Origin of the sequence: Quatrionicoccus australiensis (assembly GCF_020510525.1) — a bacterium.
GTDB lineage: Bacteria > Pseudomonadota > Gammaproteobacteria > Burkholderiales > Rhodocyclaceae > Azonexus > Azonexus australiensis_B.
Genome location: NZ_CP075188.1, coordinates 3,544,736 through 3,568,626 on the forward strand (window position 1 = coordinate 3,544,736; position 23,891 = coordinate 3,568,626).

Annotated in this window: 25 protein-coding genes; 8 read left to right on the forward strand and 17 right to left on the reverse strand. The window is 62.4% G+C overall.

Features of this window, described 5'->3' with window-relative positions; translation table 11 throughout:
- Nucleotides 1-2 precede the first annotated feature (2 nt).
- From KI612_RS16895 to KI612_RS16960, 14 genes are all read right to left on the reverse strand, one after another.
- Nucleotides 3-908, reverse strand: a complete 906-nt coding sequence (locus tag KI612_RS16895) for a D-alanine--D-alanine ligase (RefSeq protein ID WP_226441226.1) — start codon at nt 906-908, stop codon at nt 3-5.
- On the reverse strand, nt 905-2,311 hold the full coding sequence (murC, locus tag KI612_RS16900) for a UDP-N-acetylmuramate--L-alanine ligase (RefSeq protein ID WP_226441227.1): 1,407 nt from the start codon (nt 2,309-2,311) through the stop codon (nt 905-907). The genes KI612_RS16895 and murC overlap by 4 nt, the downstream gene beginning before the upstream one ends.
- Entirely contained in the window at nt 2,308-3,366 is a 1,059-nt protein-coding gene (gene murG / locus KI612_RS16905; RefSeq protein ID WP_226441228.1) for an undecaprenyldiphospho-muramoylpentapeptide beta-N-acetylglucosaminyltransferase, read from the reverse strand. Before murG ends, murC begins: the two co-directional genes overlap by 4 nt.
- The gene (ftsW, locus tag KI612_RS16910) at nt 3,363-4,526 is read right to left on the reverse strand and encodes a putative lipid II flippase FtsW (RefSeq protein ID WP_226441229.1); all 1,164 of its coding nucleotides are present in this window, start codon (nt 4,524-4,526) and stop codon (nt 3,363-3,365) included. Before ftsW ends, murG begins: the two co-directional genes overlap by 4 nt.
- On the reverse strand, nt 4,523-5,875 hold the full coding sequence (gene murD / locus KI612_RS16915) for a UDP-N-acetylmuramoyl-L-alanine--D-glutamate ligase (protein ID WP_226441230.1): 1,353 nt from the start codon (nt 5,873-5,875) through the stop codon (nt 4,523-4,525). Before murD ends, ftsW begins: the two co-directional genes overlap by 4 nt.
- A gap of 2 nt (nt 5,876-5,877) precedes the next feature.
- On the reverse strand, nt 5,878-6,981 hold the full coding sequence (mraY, locus tag KI612_RS16920) for a phospho-N-acetylmuramoyl-pentapeptide-transferase (protein WP_226441231.1): 1,104 nt from the start codon (nt 6,979-6,981) through the stop codon (nt 5,878-5,880).
- On the reverse strand, nt 6,981-8,351 hold the full coding sequence (locus tag KI612_RS16925) for a UDP-N-acetylmuramoyl-tripeptide--D-alanyl-D-alanine ligase (RefSeq protein ID WP_226441232.1): 1,371 nt from the start codon (nt 8,349-8,351) through the stop codon (nt 6,981-6,983). Before KI612_RS16925 ends, mraY begins: the two co-directional genes overlap by 1 nt.
- On the reverse strand, nt 8,348-9,823 hold the full coding sequence (locus KI612_RS16930; protein WP_226441233.1) for a UDP-N-acetylmuramoyl-L-alanyl-D-glutamate--2,6-diaminopimelate ligase: 1,476 nt from the start codon (nt 9,821-9,823) through the stop codon (nt 8,348-8,350). Before KI612_RS16930 ends, KI612_RS16925 begins: the two co-directional genes overlap by 4 nt.
- 2 nt (nt 9,824-9,825) lie before the next feature.
- Complete coding sequence (locus tag KI612_RS16935; protein WP_226441234.1) at nt 9,826-11,574, reverse strand: peptidoglycan D,D-transpeptidase FtsI family protein; 1,749 nt, start codon at nt 11,572-11,574, stop codon at nt 9,826-9,828.
- Nucleotides 11,574-11,849, reverse strand: a complete 276-nt coding sequence (gene ftsL / locus KI612_RS16940) for a cell division protein FtsL (protein WP_226441235.1) — start codon at nt 11,847-11,849, stop codon at nt 11,574-11,576. Before ftsL ends, KI612_RS16935 begins: the two co-directional genes overlap by 1 nt.
- Nucleotides 11,849-12,775 (reverse strand): 16S rRNA (cytosine(1402)-N(4))-methyltransferase RsmH, encoded by a 927-nt coding sequence (gene rsmH, locus KI612_RS16945; protein ID WP_226441236.1) that lies wholly within the window; start codon nt 12,773-12,775, stop codon nt 11,849-11,851. Before rsmH ends, ftsL begins: the two co-directional genes overlap by 1 nt.
- On the reverse strand, nt 12,772-13,218 hold the full coding sequence (mraZ, locus tag KI612_RS16950) for a division/cell wall cluster transcriptional repressor MraZ (RefSeq protein WP_226441237.1): 447 nt from the start codon (nt 13,216-13,218) through the stop codon (nt 12,772-12,774). The genes rsmH and mraZ overlap by 4 nt, the downstream gene beginning before the upstream one ends.
- Before the next feature lie 350 nt (nt 13,219-13,568).
- Nucleotides 13,569-14,273 carry a DsbC family protein gene (locus KI612_RS16955; protein ID WP_226441238.1) on the reverse strand — a complete coding sequence of 235 codons (705 nt, stop codon included), beginning with the start codon at nt 14,271-14,273 and terminating at the stop codon, nt 13,569-13,571.
- Between the two features lie 9 nt (nt 14,274-14,282).
- A complete protein-coding gene (locus tag KI612_RS16960; protein WP_226441239.1) occupies nt 14,283-15,446 on the reverse strand; it encodes a UbiH/UbiF family hydroxylase in 1,164 nt (387 codons plus the stop codon).
- Between KI612_RS16960 and KI612_RS16965 the strand changes: the two genes are divergently transcribed.
- Together KI612_RS16965 and KI612_RS16970 are read left to right on the forward strand one after the other, a co-directional pair.
- Nucleotides 15,438-15,581 (forward strand): hypothetical protein, encoded by a 144-nt coding sequence (locus tag KI612_RS16965; protein ID WP_226441240.1) that lies wholly within the window; start codon nt 15,438-15,440, stop codon nt 15,579-15,581. The two genes, KI612_RS16960 and KI612_RS16965, sit on opposite strands and share 9 nt — an antisense overlap.
- Nucleotides 15,566-15,820, forward strand: a complete 255-nt coding sequence (locus KI612_RS16970) for a hypothetical protein (protein WP_226441241.1) — start codon at nt 15,566-15,568, stop codon at nt 15,818-15,820. Before KI612_RS16965 ends, KI612_RS16970 begins: the two co-directional genes overlap by 16 nt.
- Nucleotides 15,821-15,885: 65 nt before the next feature.
- Here the strand turns inward: KI612_RS16970 and KI612_RS16975 are convergent, their stop codons facing one another.
- A complete protein-coding gene (locus tag KI612_RS16975; RefSeq protein ID WP_226441242.1) occupies nt 15,886-16,200 on the reverse strand; it encodes an HU family DNA-binding protein in 315 nt (104 codons plus the stop codon).
- Nucleotides 16,201-16,679: 479 nt separating this feature from the next.
- Between KI612_RS16975 and ahpC the strand changes: the two genes are divergently transcribed.
- The 3 genes from ahpC to KI612_RS16990 all read left to right on the forward strand — a co-directional run bounded on the left by ahpC (nt 16,680) and on the right by KI612_RS16990 (nt 19,916).
- The gene (gene ahpC / locus KI612_RS16980) at nt 16,680-17,243 is read left to right on the forward strand and encodes an alkyl hydroperoxide reductase subunit C (RefSeq protein ID WP_226441243.1); all 564 of its coding nucleotides are present in this window, start codon (nt 16,680-16,682) and stop codon (nt 17,241-17,243) included.
- Nucleotides 17,244-17,366: 123 nt separating this feature from the next.
- Nucleotides 17,367-18,920, forward strand: a complete 1,554-nt coding sequence (ahpF, locus tag KI612_RS16985; RefSeq protein WP_226441244.1) for an alkyl hydroperoxide reductase subunit F — start codon at nt 17,367-17,369, stop codon at nt 18,918-18,920.
- Between the two features lie 123 nt (nt 18,921-19,043).
- The gene (locus tag KI612_RS16990; RefSeq protein ID WP_226441245.1) at nt 19,044-19,916 is read left to right on the forward strand and encodes a transglutaminase-like domain-containing protein; all 873 of its coding nucleotides are present in this window, start codon (nt 19,044-19,046) and stop codon (nt 19,914-19,916) included.
- Nucleotides 19,917-19,979: 63 nt separating this feature from the next.
- Here KI612_RS16990 and hemB read toward each other — a convergent pair whose 3' ends face one another.
- Both hemB and yihA read right to left on the reverse strand, forming a co-directional pair.
- On the reverse strand, nt 19,980-20,981 hold the full coding sequence (gene hemB / locus KI612_RS16995) for a porphobilinogen synthase (protein WP_226441246.1): 1,002 nt from the start codon (nt 20,979-20,981) through the stop codon (nt 19,980-19,982).
- Between the two features lie 133 nt (nt 20,982-21,114).
- Nucleotides 21,115-21,807, reverse strand: coding sequence for a ribosome biogenesis GTP-binding protein YihA/YsxC (gene yihA, locus KI612_RS17000; RefSeq protein ID WP_226441247.1), 693 nt, complete (start codon nt 21,805-21,807; stop codon nt 21,115-21,117).
- A 108-nt stretch (nt 21,808-21,915) separates the two neighbouring features.
- Between yihA and KI612_RS17005 the strand changes: the two genes are divergently transcribed.
- The 3 genes from KI612_RS17005 (at nt 21,916) to KI612_RS17015 (ending at nt 23,886) form a co-directional block, all read left to right on the forward strand.
- Nucleotides 21,916-22,551, forward strand: a complete 636-nt coding sequence (locus tag KI612_RS17005) for a c-type cytochrome (protein ID WP_226441248.1) — start codon at nt 21,916-21,918, stop codon at nt 22,549-22,551.
- Nucleotides 22,552-22,677: 126 nt separating this feature from the next.
- Complete coding sequence (locus KI612_RS17010; RefSeq protein WP_226441249.1) at nt 22,678-23,196, forward strand: CBS domain-containing protein; 519 nt, start codon at nt 22,678-22,680, stop codon at nt 23,194-23,196.
- Nucleotides 23,197-23,217: 21 nt separating this feature from the next.
- On the forward strand, nt 23,218-23,886 hold the full coding sequence (locus KI612_RS17015) for a protein-methionine-sulfoxide reductase heme-binding subunit MsrQ (protein ID WP_226441250.1): 669 nt from the start codon (nt 23,218-23,220) through the stop codon (nt 23,884-23,886).
- Nucleotides 23,887-23,891 lie beyond the last annotated feature (5 nt).

Below are 23,891 nucleotides of genomic sequence, written 5' to 3' on the forward strand. Positions count from 1 at the left end.
ACTCAATCGTTGGCAGCCATTTCGAGAACGCGACGCACCAGCGCCGGGTACTCCATGCCGTTCACGCGGGCCGCCATCGGCACCAGCGAGTGATCAGTCATGCCCGGTGCGGTGTTCACTTCCAGGAAATAGTGATTGCCGTCTTCATCCATCAGGAAATCGACCCGTCCCCAGCCGCGGCCACCGAGGATGCGGAAGGCCTCGAGGGCGCCCTTGCGGATTTCCAGTTCCTTGGCTTCCGGCAGGCCGCAGGGGCAGAGGTAGCGCGTGTCGTCGCGGTTGTATTTGGCTTCGTAGTCGTACCACTCGGAAGCCGGCTCGATCTTGATGATCGGCAGGGCCTGGTCGCCGAGGATGCCGACCGTGTATTCGCCGCCCATGACGCCGCGCTCGGCGATCACCAGCGAGTCGTACTTGGCGGCCTCGGCATAGGCGGCGCGCAGTGTGCCGCGCTCCTTGACCTTGCTGATGCCAATCGACGAACCTTCATGCGCCGGCTTGACGAAAATCGGCAGGCCAAGCTCTTCCTCGACTTCATCGAAATCCGAATCGGCGGCAAGCAGCGCGTAATCGGGAATCGGCAGGCCGGCGGCACGCCACAGCAGCTTGGTGCGGAATTTGTCCATGCCGAGCGCCGACGCCATCACGCCGGAACCGGTGTAGGGAATGTGCATCAGCTCGAGGGCGCCCTGGATTGTGCCGTCTTCGCCGTGTCGACCGTGCAGCGCGACGAAGGCGCGGTCATAACCCTTGAGCGCATCGAGCGGCTGCTCGGCCGGATCGAACGGATGGGCGTCGATGCCCTGCCCCTGCAATGCGGCGAGCACGCGCGAACCGCTGTTGAGGGAAACCTCGCGTTCGGCGGACGTACCGCCGAAAAGGACTGCGACTTTACCGAAACCGCTCATTTGAACTCCACCACCTTGCCCGGAACGGCGCCGATCGAACCGGCGCCCATGCACAACACCACGTCGCCGTCACGCGCGACATCCATGATCGTTTGCGGCATCGCCGCGATATCTTCGACAAACACCGGCTCGACCTTGCCGCCGACGCGCAGCGCGCGGGCCAGCGAACGGCCATCGGCAGCGACAATCGGCGCTTCGCCGGCGGCGTAGATTTCGGCCAGTAAAAGCGCGTCGACCGTTGAGAGCACCTTGATGAAGTCCTCAAAGCAATCGCGGGTGCGCGTATAGCGGTGCGGCTGGAAGGCCAGCACCAGGCGACGACCGGGGAAAGCACCACGGGCGGCAGCCAGGGTCGCGGCCATTTCGACCGGGTGATGCCCGTAGTCGTCGACCAGCGTGAAGGAACCGCCCGAAGTACCGTCCTCACTGCGCAGGGCCACTTCGCCATAGCGCTGGAAACGGCGACCAACGCCCTTGAACTCGGCCAATGCCTTGACGATGGCAGCATCCGGCACCTGCACTTCGGTCGCCACGGCAATCGCCGCCAGCGCATTGAGCACGTTATGCATGCCCGGCGTGTTGAGCGTGATCGACAGGCGCGACACCGAACCATTGACCCGCACGCAATCGAAACGCATCTGGCCGGCGTCGGCCACGATGTTCTCGGCGTAGAAATTGCACTCGCTGGACAGGCCGTAAGTGATGGTCTGCTTGGCCACCTGCGGCAGGATGGCGCGCACGTTGGCGTCGTCGCCGCAAACCACGGCCACGCCATAGAACGGCAGACGGTTCAGGAAATCGACGAAGGCACCCTTGAGGCGCTCGAAGTCGTGACCGTAGGTTTCCATGTGGTCGGCGTCGATATTGGTAACCACCGAGATGACCGGCGACAGGAACAGGAAGGACGCATCCGACTCGTCGGCCTCAGCCACGATGAAGTCGCCGGAACCGAGGCGGGCATTGGCACCGGCCGCATTCAGACGCCCCCCGATGACGAAGGTCGGATCGATGCCGCCTTCAGCGAGGATGCTGGTCACCAGACTGGTCGTCGTCGTCTTGCCGTGCGTGCCGGCAATCGCGATACCGCGTTTCAGGCGCATCAGTTCGGCCAGCATCAGGGCACGCGGCACGACCGGGATGTGCCGTTCGCGCGCCGCGACCACTTCCGGGTTGTCGGCCTTGACCGCGGTGGACACGACGACAGCCTGGGCGCCCTGGATGTTTTCGGCGGCATGGCCGATCGTCACCTGGATGCCTTCGCCTTCAAGACGGCGGGTCGTCGCGCTGGCCGCGATGTCGGAACCGCTGACCGTGTACCCCAGATTGACCAGCACTTCGGCGATGCCGCTCATGCCGGAACCACCGACACCGACGAAATGGATGTGTTTGACTTTATGTTTCACTTGGCACTCTCGGCGCAAATATTGGCCACTTCTGCGGTGGCGTCGGGCTTGGCCAGGCTGCGGGCCTTTTCGGCCATTTCCAGCAGCTGGCTGCGGCTGTAGTTCCGGATTAGCGCAATCGCTTCCGGCGTCAATTCGGTTTGCGGCAGCAGGAAGGCGCCGCCGACATTGACCAGGAATTTCGCATTCCCGGTCTGGTGATCGTCGACCGCATGCGGGAAGGGCACCAGGATGCTGGCGACGCCGGCCGCAGCCAGTTCCGCAACGGTCAACGCGCCGGAACGGCAAATAACCAGATCGGCCCATTCGTAGGCGCCCGCCATGTCCTCGATGAAAGGCACGCAGTGCGCCTGCACACCGACGGCGGCGTAATTGGCCTGCAGGGCTTCGATATGTTTCTCGCCGGCCTGATGCACGATCTGCGGCTGCTGGTCGGCAGCGAGCAGCGCCATCGCCTTGGGCACGGACTCATTGAGCACCTGGGCGCCGAGACTGCCGCCAATGACCAGCAGGCGCAGGGCGCCAGTACGCTCGGCAAAACGCTCGGCGGGTGCGGCAATGGCGGCGATTTCCGGGCGCACCGGATTACCCGCCCAGACACAGCCCTTGAGCACGTCGGGGAAACCGCTCACCACCTTGTCGGCAACACCGGCCAGGACGCGGTTGGCCAGCCCGGCCACGGAATTCTGTTCATGCACGACCAGCGGCTTGCCCAGCAGGGCCGCCATCATGCCGCCCGGGAAGGTGATGTAGCCGCCCATGCCGAGCACGACGCTGGGCTGCACCTGACGGATCGCCTGCCATGCCTGCCAGAAACCACGCAGCAGGTTGATCGGCAGCAGCAGCTTGCGCAGCAGACCCTTGCCGCGCAGCGCGGCAAACTTGACCCAGACCATCTCGAAGCCGTGCTGCGGCACCAGGCGGGCTTCCATACCATCCGGATTACCCAGCCAGACGACGCGCCAGCCGGCATCGCGGAGCTTGTGAGCAACTGCGAGGGCCGGGAAAATGTGGCCGCCAGTACCGCCGGCCATGATCATGATGGTTTTGCTCATAGTTTGCCTCCCCGCATGAGTTGCCTGTTCTCCCAGTCAACCCGCAAGAGAATCGCCAGCGCCACGCAGTTGGCGAAGATGCCGGAGCCGCCGAAGCTCATCAGCGGCAGGGTCAGGCCCTTGGTCGGCAGCAGGCCCATGTTGACGCCCATGTTGATGAAGGACTGCACGCCGAACCAGATGCCCATGCCCATCGCGACCAGCGCCGGGTAAAGGCGGTCGAGCTGGACGCACTGGCGGCCGATGGCGAAGGCACGCTGGACGAGCAGCGCGAACAAGCCGATCACCGCGACAACGCCGAAGAAACCCATCTCCTCGGCAATCACGGCGAGCAGGAAGTCGGTATGCGCTTCCGGCAGGTAGAACAGTTTCTCGACGCTGGCACCGAGGCCGACGCCGAACAGCTCGCCACGACCGAAGGCGATCAGCGAGTGCGACAGCTGGTAGCCGCGCCCGAAGGCATCGGCCCACGGATCCATGAAGCCGAAGACGCGGTCGCGCCGGTAGGGCGAGACGATGATCATTACCGTGAAGGCGATCAGCAGGCCGACGATGAGCAGCGCAAACAGCCGCGCCCGCAGGCCGCCGAGGAAGAGGATGCCCATGGCGATCGAGATGATCACGACGAAGGCACCGAAGTCCGGCTCCTTCAACAACAGCATGCCGACGATGGCCATCGCGCCGAACATCGGCAGGAAGGCCTGTTTCAGGTCATGCATGACGTTGATCTTGCGGACGGTGTAGTCGGCCGCATAGAGCACGGCGAACATTTTCATCAGTTCGGACGGCTGCAAATTGGCAAAGCCGAGCGGCAGCCAGCGGCGGGCGCCATTGACGTCGCGGCCGAGGCCGGGAATCAGGACGATGGCGAGCAGCACGACGCCGATCATGAACAGGTAGGGCGAATATTTCTGCCACAGGCTGATCGGCACCTGGAAGGTGACGGCGGCGGCAACCATGCCGATGCACAGGAAGATGCCATGCCGGATCAGGTAGTAGGCCGGCTGATGATTGGTGAAGCGGCCACCTTCGGCCGTCGCGATCGAGGCCGAATAAACCATGACCAGGCCGATGAAGAGCAGGATCAGCACGCTCCACAGCAGCGCGTAATCGATCTCGGCCACCTGGCGGCGCGGCGCGTCGAGGGCACCAATCATCATGCCGTCAGCCCTCCCACCGCGTCGATGAAAGCCTGTGCCCGGTGCGCGTAATTCTTGTACATGTCGAGGCTGGCACAGGCCGGTGAGAGCAGCACGCAGTCGCCGGCTTCGGCATGACCGGCCAGCCAGCGCACGGCGGCTTCCATGTCGCCGAGGATGCGGGTCGGCACGCCGCTGCCTTCGAGGGCCATGCCGATCGCGGCCGCATCGCGGCCGATCAGCGCCACGGCACGGCCATGTTTTTCCAGCGCCGGCTTCAAGGGCGAGAAGTCCTGGCCCTTGCCGTCGCCGCCAAGCACGATGGCGACCTTGCGCCCCATGCCTTCGATGGCGGCCAGCGTGGCGCCGACATTGGTGCCCTTGGAGTCATCGACGTAGAGCACGCCAGCGATCTCGGCAACGGTTTCGACGCGGTGCGGCAGGCCGGCAAAATTCTGCAGCGGCTCGACCAGACGTTCCGGTGCGACGCCAACCGCCTCGCACAGCGCCAGCGCCGCCATCGCGTTGGCGGCATTGTGCAAACCGGACAGTTTCAGACGGTCGACCGCTACCAAAGCCTCTTTTCCACGGCAGATGGCGCCATCGACCAAACCGTAATCGACGCCGCGCGGCGCAGCATTCAGGCCGAAGGTGATCATCTTGCGGCCACAGCGACCATTCGCCATCGACCAGTCGTCATCGCGATTGAGGATCATCGCACCCTTGCCCTGGAAAACGCGCGACTTGGCCTCGGCGTAATTGGCAAGGCTACCCTCGTAGCGATCGAGATGATCTTCCGAGATATTGAGCACGGTCGCGGCGGCAGCGTTCAGGTGATGCGTCGTTTCGAGCTGGAAGCTGGACAACTCGACCACCCAGACTTGCGGCAAAGCGCCGGCATCCTGCGCGTCCATCAGCGCATCGAGCGCCGACGGCGAGATGTTGCCGCAGGCAATCGCCGGCACGCCGGCCGCATTCAGCAGATAGGCGGTCAGCGCCGTGGTCGTCGTCTTGCCGTTGCTGCCGGTAATCGCAATGATCTGCGAGCCCGCCACCTGTTCGCGCACGCCGGCGGCAAACAGCTCGATTTCGGAGATCAGGGGCAGGTCGACCGCAGCAATGGCCGGCGTCGCCTTGGGCACGCCCGGCGACAGCGCGACCAGTTCGCAACCGGCAAACGTGGCCGGCGTGAACTCGCCGGCGAGCAGCTCGGCGCCCGGCGCCACCGCTTGCAGGGCATCGACGTTCGGCGGGTTGGCGCGCGAATCGACGACACGGACGCACGCGCCCTGACGATGCAGCCACTTGGCCATCGCCAGTCCGGACTCACCGAGCCCGATTACCAGAACGCGTTTGCCCTTGAGTTCCATGTTTACCGCAGCTTCAACGACGACAGCCCGACCAGCACGAGCATGATGGTGATGATCCAGAAGCGGACGACGACTTGCGTCTCCTTCCAGCCGGTCTGTTCGAAATGGTGGTGCAGCGGCGCCATGCGCAGGATGCGGCGGCCCTCGCCGTATTTTTTCTTGGTGTATTTGAACCAGCTGACCTGCAGCATCACCGACAGGGTTTCGACGACGAAGACGCCACCCATGATCAGCAACACGATTTCCTGGCGGATGATCACGGCCACGATGCCGAGCGCAGCGCCGAGCGCCAGCGCACCGACGTCGCCCATGAAGACTTCGGCCGGATAGGCGTTGAACCACAGGAAGCCGAGGCCGGCCCCGGCAATCGCACCGAGGAAGATGCACAGCTCGCCAGCGCCCGGCACGTAGGGAATCAGCAAATATTTGGCGTACACCGCATGGCCGGTAACGTAGGCGAAGAGCACGAAGGCCGAGGCGATCATCACGGTCGGCATGATCGCCAGGCCGTCCAGGCCGTCGGTCAGATTGACCGCATTGCTGGTGCCGACGATGACGAAATAGGTCAGCGTGATGAAGCCGATGATCCCCAGCGGATAGGCGACCGACTTGAAGAAGGGCACGATGAGCTGGGTTTCGGCGCCGGACTTGGCAGAGAAGGCAAGGAAGAGCGCGGCACCGATGCCAAGCACCGATTGCCAGAAGTATTTCCACTTGGCGGCCAGGCCGGCCGGATCGCGATAGACCACCTTCTTCCAGTCGTCGTACCAGCCGACGATGCCGTAGCCGAGCGTAACCACCAGCACGGTCCACACGTATTTATTGGTCAAATCGCCCCACAGCAACGTCGTGATGCCGATCGCGATGAGGATCAGGACGCCGCCCATGGTCGGCGTACCGGATTTGACGAGATGCGTCTGCGGCCCGTCGGTGCGCACCGCCTGACCGATCTTCTTGGCGGCCAGCCAGCGAATGACGCCGGGGCCGGCGGCAAAGGAGATGAGCAGCGCGGTCATCGCCGCCAGCACGGTACGCAACGTGATGTAGTTGAACACGTTGAAGAAACGCACGTCCTGTGCGAGCCATTGGGCCAATGCGAGCAGCATCAGTGGTTCTCCTGCGGGGTTGCAACGGCGGCGAGCGCATCGGCGACCCGTTCCATTTTCATGAAGCGCGAGCCCTTCACCAGTACGGTGGTTTCCGGGCCCAATTCCTTGTCGACCGCTGCGATCAGCTTTTCGACATTGCAATAGTGACGGGCGCCTTCACCGAAGTTGCGCACCGCCTGCTGTGCCGCATCGCCCAGCGCGTACAGGCGGTCGATACCCTGGCTCTTGGCATAGCCGCCGATCTCGTCGTGATACTGGCCGCTCGCTTCACCGATTTCGCCCATGTCGCCAAGAACGAACAGTTTGCGACCGATGGTCGCGGCGAGCACGTCGATGCCGGCGCGCACCGAATCCGGATTGGCGTTGTAGGTGTCGTCGAGAATCTCGGCGCCGTTCTTGCCGCTGCGCCGCTGCAGACGGCCCTTGACGCCGGCAAAGCTCTCCAGGCCGGCGAGCACCGCCGACAGCGGCAGGCCGGCGGCGAGGCAGGCGGCAGCAGCAGCCATCGCGTTGCGCGCGTTGTGGCGGCCGGGAATGCTCAGGCGGATCGCCGCTTCGCCTTCCTGCGCACAAACTTCGAGCGCCGTTTCCAGGCCATGCTGGCGCACCTTGCCGAACACGTCGGCGGCATGATCGACGCCGAAAGTACGCACCGCATGCGGCGCCGCCATCGCGCGCCAGGTCTCAGCATAAGCGTCGTCGGCGTTGATCACGGCGACACCGTTGGCCTGCAGGCCGGCAAAGATGCTGCCTTTTTCCCGGGCCACTTCGTCGAGATCGCCCATGCCTTCGAGGTGGGCACGCTGCGCGTTGGTGACCAGCGCCACGGTGGGCGCGCCGAGCGGTGCCAGGTAGGCGATTTCACCGGGATGGTTCATGCCCATCTCGATCACCGCGGCACGATGCGTCGCGTTGAGGCCGAGCAGCGTCAGCGGCAGACCGATATCGTTGTTGAGGTTGCCGCGCGTCGCCAGCACGGCATCGCCGAAGGCAGCCTTGAGGATGGCGGCGATCATTTCCTTGGTCGTCGTCTTGCCGTTCGAACCGGTTACGGCGATCACCGGAATATCGAACTGGGCGCGCCAGGCGGCGGCGAGACGACCGAGGGCCAGCCGCGTGTCGTCCACGACCACGGCCGAAACACCGGCCGGCAGCTTCGTTTCGTCAGCTACCAGCAGCGCCGTTGCACCACTGGCAACGGCCGGCGCGAGGAAGTCGTGCGCATCGAAACGTTCGCCGCGCAGCGCGATGAACAGTTGGCCGGCGGCAATGGCGCGCGTATCGGTCGACACGCCGGAAAGGGGCAAATCCGCCCCGACGAGACGGCCATCTACAGCCTGGGCAACACGGGAAAGCAGCCAGTTCATGCGGCAACCTCCTTGGTTTGGGTCTGACGCAAGGCAAGCGCGGCCTGCGCTTGCTCGAGATCGGAAAAGTGATTGCGCACGCCGGCCACTTCCTGGTACTGCTCGTGGCCCTTGCCGGCGAGCAGGATGACGTCGCGGGCGTCGGCTTCGAGAATGGCGCGCCGGATCGCGGCGGCACGATCAGCCTCGACGTCGGGCGCATTCATGCCGGCAGTGATTTGTTCAATGATGGCTTGCGGCGCTTCGCTGCGCGGATTGTCGCTGGTCACCAGCACGCGGTCGGCCAGGGCAGCCGCCACAGCGCCCATCTGCGGACGCTTGCCGGGATCGCGATCGCCGCCGCAGCCGAAGACTGCGCAGAGCTTGCCGCCCCGCGTTTCGGCGGTCGGACGCAGGGCGCCGAGCGCATTTTCCAGCGCGTCGGGCGTGTGGGCGTAATCGACGACGACCAGCGGCTCGCCATTGCCCCCCAGGCGCTGCATGCGGCCGGCCGGTGCGGTCAGTTCGGACAGGCGACGCACCACTTCCATCGCCGAGACGCCGGCATCGTGCAGCACGGCCGCCACGGCAAGCAGGTTGGAGATGTTGTAACGCCCGACCAGCGGCGTATCAACCGTACCGCGACCGTTCGGCAGATGCAGGCTGAAGCGCTGACCGAACGGGGTTTCGACCAGATTCTCGGCCCGAACCAGCGCCGGGAAATCGCGCTTCGCCTCGCCAATCGCGTAACCGAGCACGCGCATTGCCGTCGTTTCGCGAATCAGCTTCAGGCCCAGCTCGTCGTCCAGATTGATGATCGCGGTGCGCAGGCGCGGCCAGGCAAACAGCTTTTCCTTGGCGGCGGCGTAAGCCTCCATGCTGCCGTGGTAGTCGAGGTGATCGCGGGTGAAATTGGTGAACACGGCAACATCGACGCGGGCGCCGTTCATCCGCCCTTCCTCGATGCCGATCGAACTGGCTTCGAGGGCACAGGCGGCAGCACCGGCGGTGCGGAATTGCGCCAGATAGCGCATCAGCGTCGTTGCTTCCGGCGTCGTGAAGCCGGTTTCGCTCAGCGCATCGGGGAAGCCGGCGCCGAGCGTGCCGATCACCGCACACGGCTTGGCATAAGCCTGGGCAATGCACTGGCTGATCGTCGTCTTGCCGTTGGTGCCGGTAATCGCGATCAAGGACAGGCCTTCGCTCGGATGACCATAAACGGCGTGCGCCAGCGGCCCGGCCAGCGGGCGCAGGGCGGCATGCGCGAAATTCGCAACGGTCAACGCCGGATTCCAGGCAAAATCGCCGCCCGGCTGCCAGACCACGGCGACCGCGCCACGCGCGACGGCATCGGCGATGTAGCGACGACCATCGGCCAGATCGCCGGGATAAGCCAGGAAAAGATCACCGGGCTGCACCTGGCGGCTGTCGTCAGCGACACCGGTCGGCACGACATTCATGCTTTCCAGGCGATCGAGGATTTCGCGCGGCATGCTCACAGCGCCCCCTTTGCGGCGGTCGACTCGGCCACCTGGACCGGCGCATCCTGCGGCACGCCAAGCGTGCGCAAGGCGCCACTCATGATCTGGGAAAAGGCCGGCCCCGCCACATCGCCACCATAGTGGGCACCGCCGGATGGCTCGTCGATCATCACCGCAACGACCAGGCGCGGCTCGCTGATCGGTGCGATACCGACGAAAGATGCCACGTACTTGCGGGCATAAACACCGCCTTCGATCTTGTAGGCTGTACCGGTCTTGCCGCCCACCCGGTAACCGGCGACGCGCGCCTTGGGTGCGGTACCCTCGGGCTGCACGGCCATTTCCAGCATGGCGCGCACTTCGCGCACGGTCTGCGGCGAAAAGATCCGGATGCCATGCACCGGCGTATCGTCGAGACGGATCAGCGAGAGCGGCATCAACTCGCCGTCGCGGGCAAAAACGGTATAAGCCCGGGCCAACTGGACCAGGCTGACGGCAATGCCATGTCCGTAGGACATCGTGGCCTGCTCGATCGGTTTCCAGGTTTTCCAGGGGCGCAGCCGGCCATTGACCTCGCCGGGGAAACCAAGGTTGGGCGCCTGACCAAATCCGACGCTGTCGAACATTTCCCACATTTCCTTGGGCGGGAAGCCGAGCGCGATCTTGGCGGTACCGACGTTGGACGATTTCTGGATGACCTGGGCCACGGTCAGCGCCCCGTGCGGGTGAGCATCGGAAATGGTCGCCGTGCCGATGGTCAGCTTGCCCGGCGCAGTATTGATCACGGTATCGAAACGCACCTTGCCGCGATCAAGCGCCAGGGCGGCCGTAAACGGCTTCATCACCGACCCCGGCTCGAAGGTGTCGGTGATGGCGCGGTTACGCAGTTGCGCACCGGACAGGCTGTGCCGGTTGTTCGGGTTGTAGGTCGGCCAGTTGGCCAGGGCGAGGATCTCGCCGCTGCGGGCATCGATGACGATGGCGCCACCTGCCTTGGCGTTATTGGTATCGACCGCAGCCTTGAGATTGCTGAAAGCGAGATACTGGATTTTCGAATCGAGCGCCAGGCGGACATCCTTGCCATCCTGCGGCGGCTTGGTCGCGCCGACGTCTTCGACAATGCTGCCACGGCGGTCGCGGATGACGGTGCGACTCCCCGGATGGCCAAGCAGGCTCTGCTGGAAAGCCAGCTCGACGCCTTCCAGACCCTTGTCGTCCACGCCGGTAAAGCCCACGATGTGGGCGGTCATATCACCGGTCGGGTAGTAGCGACGGTATTCAAGCTCCTGATGCACGCCGGGCAGCTTCAGCCTGGCGATGCGATCGGCAGTCTCCGGCGGCACCTGGCGCTTGACGAAGGTGAAGGTCTTTTCCGAGGCGAGCTTGCCATCGAGTTCGCGCGGACTCATTTCGAGCAGCGCGGCCAGTTGCTTCTTCTGGTCGGCAGCCATCGTCCGCGCATCGCCGGGAATCGCCCAGATCGACTTCATCGGCGTAGATACGGCCAGCATGTCGCCATTGCGATCGGTAATCTTGCCGCGCGAAGCGGAAACCTCGATGTCGCGGCGATAACGGGAATCGCCCTTTTCCTGCAGGAAATCGTTATTGATGACCTGCAGATAGAAACCACGCGCCACCAGCGCCAAAAAAGCCGCCATCAGCAGCAAGCCGACCGTGCGCGAGCGCCAGCCCTGCAGGGCTAGTTGCAGCACCGGGCTTTCGGTAAAACGATGACCGCGTTGCGGACGACGACGCACAACCATCAGCGCGCTCCCTTGGGCAGCGGCGCCACGACACGCCCGGCCGCATCCGGCAGCACCATGTGCAGGCGACTGCGGGCAATCTGCTCGACGCGCGGATGCGTTGCCCAGGTCGACAGCTCAAGCTGCAACTGACCATATTCAACATCAAGCTGACGCGCCCGCTCCTGCTCGCTTTCGAGATCCTGGAACAGCTTGCGCGCGCGGTGCTGAGAGGTCACCACACCCAGCGCGCAAACAACCGCAATCAGGAGAAGGATCATGTTGAAGCGAACCATCACAGCTTCTCCGCCACCCGCATCACGGCGCTGCGCGCCCGCGGATTGGCTGCGATTTCAGCCGCCGACGGCTTGATCATCTTGCCGACCAGGCGCAACTTGGGCTGCGGCAACTGATCGGCACGCAGCGGCAAGCCCTTGGGCAGGGTGTCAGCGGTCGACTGCGCGCGCATGAAGTTTTTGACGATACGATCTTCCAGAGAATGGAAGGAAATCACCACCAGACGCCCGCCCGGCTTGAGCAGCTCGAGCGCCTGCGGCAGGGCTACCTCCAGCTGGCGGAGCTCTTGATTGATATGAATCCGTAAAGCTTGAAAGCTGCGCGTCGCCGGGTCCTGCCCTGGCTCACGGGTGCGCACGGTCTCGCGTACGAGAGTCGCGAACTGGCCTGTTGTGACAATTGGTTGTTCGAGCCGAGTAGCCACAACCTTCTTTGCAATCTGGAAAGCAAACCGTTCTTCGCCATAATTTCTGATGACCTCCGTAATTTCCCTTATTTCGGCCCGCGCCAGCCACTCGGCCGCCGTCTCGCCCTGCGTCACATCCATGCGCATGTCGAGCGGCGCGTCGTAGCGGAAGCTGAAACCGCGCTCCCCGTCGTCGATCTGCGGCGACGACACCCCCACATCAAAAAGGATTCCATCGACGTCGCGCACACCGGCTTCGGCCGCCGCTTCGGCGATTTCACCGAAAGCGCGATGCACCAGCAGGAAACGGGAGTCGGCAATGGCCGCACCGGCCGCAATCGCGTGCAGGTCACGGTCGACCGCCACCAGGCGGCCTTTTTCATTCAGTTTGGAAAGAATCCGGCGGCTGTGCCCGCCGCGCCCGAAGGTGGCATCCATGTAGACGCCATCCGCCTTGATCGCCAGGGAATCTACCGCCTCATCAAGCAGCACCGTGACGTGGGTGCTACCCGCGGTCACAGCACCAGATCCCCGAAGCCCGGCGGCAGGTCGCCGGACAGCGCCTCCGCAGCCAGATCGTTTTGCGCCTTCCAGCCGGCCTCGCTCCAGATTTCGAAGTGCGTACCCATGCCCACCAGATAGACCGTCTTGCCGAGATTGGCGTATTCGCGCAACTCGGTAGAAACCAGCAGACGGCCGGCGGAATCAAGCTCTTCGGTACGCGCATTACCGACCAACACACGCTTGATCGAGGCAATTGCCGGATTGAGGCTGGAGCCCTTGAGAATCTGGTCGCGGATCGGCTGCCAGGCCGGCGACGGGTAAAGCAGCAAACAGCGATGCGGGTGCGCCGTCAGGACGAGCGAGCCCTCAGCGGCGGCGAGCAGGGACTCGCGGTGTCTTGCCGGTATGGCAAGCCGCCCCTTCGCATCCAGACTGATTGCTGCAGCCCCTTCAAACATCCCTTGCCTCACTCCCCGTTTACCCACTTTTCAACACGTTTTCCCACTTTAGAGCAACAACACTGCTCAGTCAATAGAAAAATCGGGAATTTTTTCTTATGCAACAAGGACTTAGCTGCACTTTGCAAGGTGGTTTTATTGAAATTTTTCCCTTAAAAATCAAGGCCGGGAAAACAACACTTAAAGTGACTTGTAAGGATTGCAACAAAGTGGGAAAAGGCCGCAAGACAGCCATGCCGACGTGTTAATTCGCGGCATGCGTACGCCCTTCATCCGGTCAGCCAGAGGCAAACGACAAATAAAAAAGGGGCGACCTTCGGTCGCCCCTTTTTTTCCAACCCGCTGCGGGTTTATTTGGTCTGGCTCAGCTTCTGCTCGATACGCGCCAGCGGCACCGCACCGGGAACCCGCTCGCCGTCTGCGAAGAAAATGGTCGGCGTACCGGTGATGTTCAGCTTGCGACCGAACTCCTGGTTTTTGGCCACGGCAGAAACGTCACAATCTTCCTTGGCGGCAGGCGCCTTGCCATCGATCATCCAGTCGTTCCAGGCCCGCGCACGATCAGCAGAACACCAGATCTGACGCGACTTGCGCACCGAGTCCTCGGACAAGATCGGGTAAAGGAAGGTGTAGACCGTTACGTTCTCGAGTTTCTGCAGGTCCTTGGCCAGACGCTTGCAGTAACCGCAGTTCGGATCCTCGAAAGTTGCCAGAACGCGCCTGCCATCACCCCGCACATGCTTGATGGCCCGCTCAAGCGGCAATTCATTGAATTTGATCGCAGTCAGCTTGCGCATCCGCTCGTCGGTGACATTCTTCATGCTCCGGGCGTCAATCAACTGCGCACCGACCATGATCGCCGTAACCTTGTCGTCCGTGTAGAAGATATTGCCGTCGGCGTAAACCTCATAGAGGCCGAGATAGCCGGACTTGGCAACACTTTCGACCTTGGTCCCGAGCTTGGCCTCCATCGTCCGCCGAATTTCAGCTTCGTCAGCAATGGCAGCCAGCGAAAACACCAAACCGAGGGCCAGCGACAACAATTTTCCGCGCATGCAGTTCTCCTAGAGGGCGCCGAGTGCGTAGCGCACCAGGGCATTTTTTATGAAGGGCAGACCGTCAGTCAAAGTCAGCCCGATGTTTCGCAAGGGACGCAGACCGGGCGTCGAAGCCCGGAAAAAGCGTCGCAGGGTATCTGTAGTGGTCTGCATGAGGACGGTTTCCTCACGCCTGGCCCGCTGGTAGCGCTGCAGAAAACGCAGATCACCAATATCGTGCCAGGGCTGCGTCGCTGCCAGCAGCGCGGCAAGCTCACGGGCATCCTGAAAACCGAGATTGATGCCATGCCCGGAAAGCGGATGAATGCCGTGTCCGGCATCGCCAACCAGCGCCAGACGCGGTGCAACCGTTTGCGGCACACGCATCAGGCGTAGCGGGAAGGCGGCAGCCGGCGTCAGCAATTCAAGCTTGCCCAAGGCATGACCGCCGGCCTCCGCAACGCGGTCGCAAAGGGTTTCCGGCGCAAGCGCACAGAGCTGGTCAGCATGTTCATCCGGAGTAGACCAGACAATCGAGATACGGTTTCCCGGCAGGGGCAAATAAGCCAGCACGCCATCGTCACGGAACCACTGGTGAGCAATGTTGTGATGCGGCTTTTCGCAGGCGAAATTGGCCACCAGGCCTTTTTCGCCATAAGGCGTATTGAGCGCAGCCAGCCCTGCCGCCTGCCGCACCCAGGAGTCGCGACCATCGGCAGCCACCAGCAGACGCGCCGAAAGCACCGCGCCATCAGCAAGATGCAGGTGAGCCGCATCATGGCGAAACTCGAGTTGCGCCGGGCGCGCCGGACAAAGAATGCTCAGATTGGCCTGACGCTTGGCGCTTTCCCAAAGCTCACAGGCCATCAGGGAAGATTCAAGAATCCAGCCCAGTTCACTGACACCGGTATCGAATGCAGAAAATGCGAGCTTGCCGCCGGCATCCCCGAGTACGGACATGCCGCGAATCGGCGCCATGCGCGCCGCATCGAGATGCTTCCAGGCACCAATCGTTTCCAGGAACTCGACATTGCTCGGGCTGATCGCGTAGATACGCGCATCCCAGCCAGCAGGCCGAACAGGAGGCTGGTGCTCGACCAGGGCGATACGCAGACGTGTATCGCGCAGGGCTACCGCCAGACTGGCGCCGGCCAGCCCACCACCCACGATGATCAGGTCAAAATGCTGCATGCCGGCGATTATGCCGATTTAGCGCTGCAGGGCAATACCGGTCAGGCCGGATTTCCGCCTGAAGGCGGCTTGTTCTGGCGCGGACGACGATTGTTGTTATTGTTGTTGGTGCGCGGCCGATGCTTTTTCTGCTGACCACCGGGACCACCACCAGGCTTGCCGTGATGCGGCTGACCACCACCGGAACTGCCGGGGTGTTCGTTGCCGGAAATACGATTACCGGGCGCAAGCTGGATTTCCAGCTCGATGATTTCATCCCATTGCTCGTCTGTCCGATCTCGTTCGGGAATGGACAGAAGCTCACGCAGACGACGACGGTTGTCATTGACGGGCGGAGCGGGCGGCGCAACTACGGGCGGATTTTCTGGGTTTGAATTAGTCATTGCAACAGTAAAAAGCGGAGCCCGTGATAGCGAGCCCCGCATTCGTTAATGCCAGATTACTTCTTCTTGGCAACGGGTTTCTTGGCAGCAGTTTTCTTGGCAGCAACCGCAGCCTTGAAGGCAGTACCGGCTGAGAACTTCGGCACCGTGGTCGCCGGAATTTTCAGCGTCGCACCGGTCTTCGGATTCTTGCCGGTACGTGCGGCGCGCGCGGCAGACTTGAACGTACCGAAACCGACCAGGGTAACAGACTCCCCCTTCGACACGGTCTGAACAACCGCACCAATGATAGCAGACAGCGCCTTGTCAGCGGCAGCCTTGGTAATACCAGCTTCTTTTGCAGCAACTTCGACCAGCTCGGATTTATTCATCTAAGTGACTCCTGTTACTTGTTAGTAGTTAAGAAAACTGGCCGTCGGAACGGCAGCGCAATAAAAGTAGCATACCTGACGCGATAAGTGTTGGTACGGAAAGGCTTATTTCAGGCAGACAGCATGATTTTTTGCGATTTTCACACGTTGACCGCAACCGGGCGCCGCCAAAGCCCGATCAACTGCAGCTTGCCGGCTTTTCCACCCCGCCGGCAAGGCAATGTCATGCACCAAAAAGGTTCAGAAAACAGCCAGCGGAGCGCCGCACCTGATCGCCGCTGACAAGGGCATCGAAGGCGCTTGCCAGACATTCGGCAGTAGCTGTTGCGCGACCGGCTTATTTTTCAAGCGATCTGTTCGGCGACAAACAGACCAATAGCAAACCTCAATACACGATATACACGTAATCAATTAGCCCAATCAATCTGCCATCCTTAATATTGCGTTGTCTTCACTTTCCAACCCACAGGAGAAACACCATGTCGAACATCAACACCGAAATCAAACCGTTCAAGGCCACCGCTTTCCACGCTGGCAAATTCGTCCCGGTCAGCGACGCCGACCTCAAGGGCAAATGGTCCATCGTCTTCTTCTACCCGGCCGACTTCACCTTCGTTTGCCCGACCGAACTGGGCGACATGGCTGACGTCTATCCGGAATTCCAGAAGCTGGGCGTCGAAGTGTACTCCGTCTCGACCGACACGCACTTCACCCACAAGGCCTGGCACGACACCTCGGACACCATCAAGAAGATCGCCTACCCGATGATCGGCGACCCGACCGGCGTCATCACCCGCAATTTCGGCGTGATGATCGAGGAAGAAGGCCTGGCACTGCGCGGCACCTTCGTGATCAATCCGGAAGGCGTCATCAAGGTTGCCGAGATTCACGACCTGGGCATCGGCCGTGATGCATCCGAGCTGCTGCGCAAGGTCAAGGCCGCCCAGTACGTTGCCTCGCACCCGGGTGAAGTGTGCCCGGCCAAGTGGCAGGAAGGCGACGCCACCCTGGCCCCGTCGCTCGACCTGGTCGGCAAGATCTAAGTAGCAAGCGCTTTTCGCAAACGAGGATCGCGCGCCGTTGCTGGCGCCGGTCCTCCCCGGATTTCAGCGTTTTTGGACGGTCGACCGTCCAAAAACAGTGAAATTCAGCACAGGGAGAACAACATGCTCGACAGCAACATCAAGACCCAGCTCAAGGCTTATCTCGAAAAACTGCAGCGCCCGATCGAACTCGTCGCCTCGCTCGACGCCAGTCCGGCCGCCCGGGAAATGCTCGGTCTGCTCACCGACATCGCCGAACTCTCCGCCAAGGTCAGCCTGCGCGAAGATGGCAATGCCGCATTGCGCCCGTCCTTCGCCATCGGCCAGCCCGGCGAAACGCCGCGCATCACTTTCGCCGGCATCCCGATGGGCCACGAATTCACCTCGCTGGTCCTTGCCCTGCTCCAGACCGGCGGCCATCCGCCCAAGGTCGACGCGGCCGTGATCGAGCAGATCAAGGCCCTGCCCGGCAATTTCCGCTTCGAGACCTTCATTTCGCTGTCCTGCCACAACTGCCCGGATGTCGTGCAGGCGCTCAACCTGATGGCCGTGCTCAACCCCGGCGTGACGAGCACGATGATCGACGGCGCGCTGTTCCAGGATGAAGTCGAACGGCGCAAGATCATGGCGGTGCCGACCGTCTTCCTCAACGGCGAGGAATTCGGCGCCGGGCGCATGAGCGTCGAGGAAATCATCGCCAAACTCGACACCGGTGCCGCGGCGCGTGACGCCGAAAAGATCGCCGCCAAGGAAGCTTTCGACGTCCTCGTCATCGGCGGCGGTCCGGCCGGCGCCTCGGCCGCCATCTACGCGGCGCGCAAGGGCATCCGCACGGGCCTCTTGGCCGAGCGCTTCGGCGGCCAGGTGATGGACACGGTCGGCATCGAGAACTTCATTTCGGTCAAGGCCACCGAAGGCCCGAAACTGGTTGCCGGCCTGGAAGAGCACGTCAAGGAATACCCGGTCGACGTGATGAACCTGCAGCGCGCCAGCCAGCTGATCCCCGGCGAACTGATCGAGATCAAGCTGGAAAACGGCGCCTCGCTGAAGAGCAAATCGGTGATCCTCGCCACCGGCGCCCGCTGGCGCGAGATGAACGTGCCCGGCGAACAGGAATACCGCGGCAAGGGCGTTGCCTACTGCCCGCACTGCGACGGCCCGCTATTCAAGGGCAAGCGCGTTGCGGTGATCGGTGGCGGCAATTCCGGTGTCGAGGCAGCAATCGACCTGGCCGGCATCGTCGGTCATGTCACCTTGCTCGAGTTTGACGGTCAACTGCGCGCCGATGCCGTTTTGCAGAAGAAACTGCACAGCCTGCCCAATGTCACGGTGATTACCAAGGCGCTATCGACCGAAGTCACCGGCAATGGCGAGAAGGTGAACGGCCTTGTTTACAAGGATCGCGACACCGACGAGGTGAAGCGCATCGAGCTCGAAGGCATCTTCGTGCAGATCGGCCTGCTGCCCAACACCGACTGGCTCAAGGGCACGGTCAACCTGTCAAATCGCGGCGAAATCGAGATCGACGCCAAGGGCCAGACTTCCGTACCCGGCGTTTTCGCGGCCGGCGACTGCACGACGGTGCCCTACAAGCAGATCATCATCGCCATGGGCGCCGGCGCCACCGCTTCGCTGAGTGCCTTCGACCACCTGATCCGGAGTTCGGCCCCGGCCTGAACGCAAGCCGGCAACCGCGACGCGGTTGCCGGCTTTTTTACAAGGATGCGTTGCATTTCCGGGCCGCTCCCCTCACCATGACCGACATGTTTCAGCCCGCCGCAACAACGCATTAAGGACGTCATGGTTCGCCTCCGCTTCTCGATCAGTCTCAATTACGAAATCCTCGACCGCCCCGCCGATTTCATCTTCAACATCCAGGCCGCCCACACCGACTGCCAGACCGTCCTCAACGAATCGCTGCTGGTCAGCCAGGCCGTACCGACGACGATCCATTACGACCCCGTCCTGCGCCACCGCCTGCTGCGCCTGCGCGCCGAACCCGGCCTGCTCGGCATCAGCTACCAGGCCGAGGTCAATATCCGGCACCACCAGGAAGCGCCGGAAAAAATCCGCGAGCTGCCGATTGCCGAGTTGCCGACCGAAGTCCTGCCCTACCTCTACCCGAGCCGCTACTGCGAGTCGGACAAGCTGACCCTGATCGCCAACCAGGAATTCGGCCACCTGCCGACCGGCTATCAGCGCGTCGAACACATCCGGCGCTGGGTCAACCAGCGCACCCGCTTCGCGCCGGGCAGCACCAACTTCAACACCTCGGCAGTGGACACGCTGCACCAGCGCGCCGGCGTCTGCCGCGACTTCGCCCACCTGATGATCGCCCTGTGCCGGGCCCTCAACATCCCGGCCCGTTTTTCTTCCGGTCTCGATTACGGCGCCGACCCGGCACTCGGCCCGACCGATTTCCACGCCTACGTCGAGGTCTTTCTCGACGGCCGCTGGTACATCTTCGACCCCTCGGGTACGGCAATGCCCATGGGTTTCGTGCGCATCGGCACCGGGCGCGATGCGGCCGACATTTCCTTTGCCACCATTTTCGGTGCCATCAAGTCGGAAGTGCCGCTGCTCAACATCGAAGCCATCGAAGACCCGGCGCGCCAGCTGATCCTGCCCTTTCACTGCCAGGATGGGCTGTCCACCGACGCACCGAATCGCTGAATACCGCCCCCGGAAAGCAAAAAAGGACGGCCGCGGCCGTCCTTTTCTTTGCGCGACGAAGACTCAGCCCTTCAGATACTCGGCAGCATCGAGCGCAAAGTAGGTCAGGATGCCGTCGGCCCCGGCCCGCTTGAAGGCAAGCAGGCTTTCCAGCACGACCGACTTTTCGTCGAGCCAGCCATTCAGCGCTGCCGCCTTGATCATCGCGTATTCGCCACTGACCTGATAGGCATAGGTCGGCACGCCGAACTCGTCCTTGACCCGGCGCACGATGTCGAGATAGGGCATGCCGGGCTTGACCATGACCATGTCGGCACCTTCCTCCAGATCGAGCGCCACTTCTTTCAGCGCCTCATCCGAATTGGCCGGGTCCATCTGGTAGGAATACTTGTTGCCCTTGCCCAGATTGGCCGCCGAACCCACCGCATCGCGGAACGGACCATAGAAGGCGGAAGCGTACTTGGCCGAGTAGGCGAGGATGCGCGTATGGATGAAACCGCCACCGTCGAGCGCCGCCCGGATGCTGCCGATGCGGCCGTCCATCATATCGGAAGGCGCGACGACATCAACGCCGGCTGCCGCATGGCAGAGCGCCTGCTTCTGCAGCACAGCCACCGTCTCGTCGTTGAGCACGTAGCCGCTGGCGTCGATCAAGCCGTCCTGGCCGTGCGTTGTGTACGGATCGAGCGCCCCATCGGTAATCACACCCAGCTCGGGAAATTCGCGTTTCAGGGCACTGACCACGGTCGGCACCAGGCCGTCCGGATTGAATGCCTCTTCGGCACCCAGCGACTTGCGCGACGCATCCACCACCGGAAACAACGCAATCGCCGGAATACCGAGCTTGACCGCGCGCTCGGCCGTCTTGAGCAGAACATCGAGCGACTGGCGCTCGACGCCGGGCATCGAAGCCACCTTTTCGACCCGGCCTTCGCCTTCAAGGACGAAAACGGGGTAAATGAAGTCGTCGACCGTCAGGACCGACTCGCGCATCAGACGCCGTGAAAAATCGTCACGCCGCATCCGGCGCATGCGCGTCCCAGGAAAACGTCCGGTAGAACTCATGCTTGATCCTCGATTAATTCGAAACAAAAATTTTCGCACCCTGCGGAACTTTTGCCATTGACCTACGTCAGAGTCTGCAGATGGCACGCGCTGTCTCCCGCTTCACCTCCCTGAGCGGGCAGCCTTGACCCTGTTAAGGCTTTTTGGCCCCCGGACCCCCCTTATCCGGGGGCCTTTTGTTTTCCTTGGGCTTGATTTCCTTCGGTTTCATTTCCTTGGGCTTGATTTCGATGTCAAGCCAGCCGGCGAGGACGCCTTCGCATTCCTCGACGCCCGCCTTCTTGAGGCTGGAAAACAGCTGCACGGAATACAGTTCGGCATCGCCCCAGGTCGCCACTTCCGCCGTCACGGAGCGCAGGGCCTTGGTCTGTTCCTGCCGGCTCAGCTTGTCGGCCTTCGACAGCAGGATGTGAATCGGCCGCCCGGTCGGCCGGAACCAGTCGATCAACTTCAAATCGAGATCGGTCATCGGCCGACGGATGTCCATGATCACCACCAGCCCGGCCAGCTGGTCGCGCTTGCTGAGATAGGGGCCGATCAGGCCTTCCCACTGCGAGCGGATCGCCTCCGGCGCCTTGGCGTAGCCATAACCGGGCAAGTCGACAAAATACTTGCCGTCAGCCAGCGTGAAATAATTGAGATGCTGCGTCCGGCCCGGCGTCTTGCTGACGTAGGCGAGGCGCACCCGCCCGGCCAGGGTATTGATGGCGGAGGATTTGCCGGCATTGGAACGCCCCGCGAAAGCGACTTCACGGATGGAATCCTGCGGCAGATCACGCAGATTGGCGACGGTGGTAAGAAAAACGGCCTGTTGGAACAGAGGCATAAAAAACTCGGAAGACGCGCCAAGAGGGCGACGAACTAATATAGAATAGCAGGTTTGAAACTTCCGTTCCGGCCAAAGCGCCCACAAACGCGTACAAGGAGCTCGAAAATGATTCGTACCGCGGCACTGGCAATCCTTTTTGCCACCAGTTTGATCGCCAATGCATCCGAACAAGCCAAGGTCAAGGCTGATCCCGCCAAGGGCAAAGTCATCGCCGAAACCGTCTGTGTCGCCTGCCATGGTGCCGACGGCAACAGCGCCGTGTCTGCCAACCCGATTCTGGCAGGTCAGGTTCCGGAATACCTTGCCAAGCAACTGCACAACTTCAAGTCGGTAGACGGCAAGCCCGCCGTCCGCAACAACGCCATCATGGCCGGCATGGCCGCCGCGGTGCCGGATGAAGAAATCGCCAACGTCGCCGCCTGGTTTGCCAGCCAGAAAATCAAGCCGGCCGCCGCCAAGGACGAAAAGCTGATCGCACTCGGCCAGAAGATCTGGCGCCAGGGCGACTTCAAGAAGGGCGTTCCCGCCTGTGCCGGCTGCCACGGCCCGTCTGGTGCCGGCCTGCCCGCCCAGTATCCGCGTCTGGCTGGCCAGTTCCAGGAATACACCGAAGCCCAGTTGAAGGCCTTCCGCTCCGAAGAGCGCGCCAACGACCCGGAAAAGATGATGCGCACCATTGCCGCCAAGCTTTCCGACCCGGAAATCAAGGCAGTTGCCGAGTACATCGCCGGCCTGCGCTAAACCGGCCCGCTCCGCAAAAAGGCAGCTTCGGCTGCCTTTTTCATTTTGGGTAATGAAAGCTTGGCAGTCTCCTCGCTCGGGCATAGACTCACCCCGCAGCCCCCAACCTCAGAGAGGAGACATCCGATGAAAACACTCAAGCAGATGCTTGCCGACAAGCAGCACGCACTCGCCGTCGTCGCCCCCGGCGACACGGTATTTCATGCCCTGTCCGTGATGGCCGCAAACAATGTCGGTGCCTTGCTCGTCCTTGAAGGCGAACAACTGGTCGGCATATTTTCCGAACGCGACTATGCCCGCAAGGTCATCCTGCACGGCAAGTCGTCAAAGGAAACGCCGGTCCGCGAAATCATGAGCGACAAGGTCGCCTACGTGACACCCGGCACCAGCCTCGACGAATGCATGGCGCTGATGACCGAAAAGCATTTCCGCCACCTGCCCGTACTCAACGAGGACAGCAGCGTTGCCGGCATCATTTCGATCGGCGACCTGGTCAAGGAAACGATCAGTTCGCAACAATTCACCATCGCCCAGCTTGAGCATTACATCTCCAGCAGACCAGATTTGCCGGGCGATGGCGCAACTGCCTTGAACGTTCCATCGCCCCGGCAGTCCGAGCAGCAGCCGGCAGTTTGCCGGCATTGATCTGCGAAAGAAGCACAATTCATGAACCGCCCACCCGATCCCCGCCTGCTTGCCTTAATCAAGGGCAGCCTCTTCCTGATCTGCCTGCTGCCTTTCGTGCGCTTGCTGTGGCTGAGCCAGCACAGCTTCGGCATGGCGGAAGACCCCGTCGAGCTGGTGCAGCAATCAACCGGTAGCTGGACGCTCAATTTCCTGCTGCTGACGCTGTGCATCTCGCCGCTGCGCGCCATCACACAGCAACACTGGCTGTTGCGCCTGCGCCGCATGTTCGGGCTGGTCACCTTCTTTTACGCCAGTTTGCACCTGCTCGCCTTCATCGGCTTCGAGCACGAATTTGCGGTCGACCAGATTTCCCGCGGCATTTTCAAGCATCCTTTCGTCAGCGTCGGCTTTGCCGCTTTCCTGCTCCTGATCCCGCTTGCCGCCACCTCCAACCAGTGGGCGATTCGCGCACTGGGCGGGCGCAAATGGCAGGAACTGCACCGCAACATCTATCTGGTCGGGATTCTCGCCTGCGTACATTATTTATGGCTGAGCAAGCTGAGCGAAATGATCTGGCCGCTGCTCTACACGGGCGCCCTCGCCGCCCTGCTCGCCTGGCGCATCCGTGAGCGGCGACGCAAGGCGACTCCGGTAACCCCCCAGGACACGGCCAAACCGCTGCGCTTCTTCAAGCAACGCCCGGAATAATTACC

Bases quoted from the DNA above. Each gene is read 5' to 3' on its own strand.
- KI612_RS16895 (WP_226441226.1), bottom strand. From the start codon at position 908: ATGAGCGGTTTCGGTAAAGTCGCAGTCCTTTTCGGCGGTACGTCCGCC.
- murG (WP_226441228.1), bottom strand. From the start codon at position 3,366: ATGAGCAAAACCATCATGATCATGGCCGGCGGTACTGGCGGCCACATT.
- ftsW (WP_226441229.1), bottom strand. From the start codon at position 4,526: ATGATGATTGGTGCCCTCGACGCGCCGCGCCGCCAGGTGGCCGAGATC.
- murD (WP_226441230.1), bottom strand. From the start codon at position 5,875: ATGGAACTCAAGGGCAAACGCGTTCTGGTAATCGGGCTCGGTGAGTCC.
- mraY (WP_226441231.1), bottom strand. From the start codon at position 6,981: ATGCTGCTCGCATTGGCCCAATGGCTCGCACAGGACGTGCGTTTCTTC.
- KI612_RS16925 (WP_226441232.1), bottom strand. From the start codon at position 8,351: ATGAACTGGCTGCTTTCCCGTGTTGCCCAGGCTGTAGATGGCCGTCTC.
- KI612_RS16930 (WP_226441233.1), bottom strand. From the start codon at position 9,823: ATGCCGCGCGAAATCCTCGATCGCCTGGAAAGCATGAATGTCGTGCCG.
- KI612_RS16935 (WP_226441234.1), bottom strand. From the start codon at position 11,574: ATGGTTGTGCGTCGTCGTCCGCAACGCGGTCATCGTTTTACCGAAAGC.
- ftsL (WP_226441235.1), bottom strand. From the start codon at position 11,849: ATGGTTCGCTTCAACATGATCCTTCTCCTGATTGCGGTTGTTTGCGCG.
- mraZ (WP_226441237.1), bottom strand. From the start codon at position 13,218: ATGTTTGAAGGGGCTGCAGCAATCAGTCTGGATGCGAAGGGGCGGCTT.
- KI612_RS16955 (WP_226441238.1), bottom strand. From the start codon at position 14,273: ATGCGCGGAAAATTGTTGTCGCTGGCCCTCGGTTTGGTGTTTTCGCTG.
- KI612_RS16965 (WP_226441240.1), top strand. From the start codon at position 15,438: ATGCTGCATGCCGGCGATTATGCCGATTTAGCGCTGCAGGGCAATACC.
- KI612_RS16960 (WP_226441239.1), bottom strand. From the start codon at position 15,446: ATGCAGCATTTTGACCTGATCATCGTGGGTGGTGGGCTGGCCGGCGCC.
- KI612_RS16970 (WP_226441241.1), top strand. From the start codon at position 15,566: ATGCTTTTTCTGCTGACCACCGGGACCACCACCAGGCTTGCCGTGATG.
- KI612_RS16975 (WP_226441242.1), bottom strand. From the start codon at position 16,200: ATGAATAAATCCGAGCTGGTCGAAGTTGCTGCAAAAGAAGCTGGTATT.
- ahpC (WP_226441243.1), top strand. From the start codon at position 16,680: ATGTCGAACATCAACACCGAAATCAAACCGTTCAAGGCCACCGCTTTC.
- ahpF (WP_226441244.1), top strand. From the start codon at position 17,367: ATGCTCGACAGCAACATCAAGACCCAGCTCAAGGCTTATCTCGAAAAA.
- KI612_RS16990 (WP_226441245.1), top strand. From the start codon at position 19,044: ATGGTTCGCCTCCGCTTCTCGATCAGTCTCAATTACGAAATCCTCGAC.
- hemB (WP_226441246.1), bottom strand. From the start codon at position 20,981: ATGAGTTCTACCGGACGTTTTCCTGGGACGCGCATGCGCCGGATGCGG.
- yihA (WP_226441247.1), bottom strand. From the start codon at position 21,807: ATGCCTCTGTTCCAACAGGCCGTTTTTCTTACCACCGTCGCCAATCTG.
- KI612_RS17005 (WP_226441248.1), top strand. From the start codon at position 21,916: ATGATTCGTACCGCGGCACTGGCAATCCTTTTTGCCACCAGTTTGATC.
- KI612_RS17010 (WP_226441249.1), top strand. From the start codon at position 22,678: ATGAAAACACTCAAGCAGATGCTTGCCGACAAGCAGCACGCACTCGCC.
- KI612_RS17015 (WP_226441250.1), top strand. From the start codon at position 23,218: ATGAACCGCCCACCCGATCCCCGCCTGCTTGCCTTAATCAAGGGCAGC.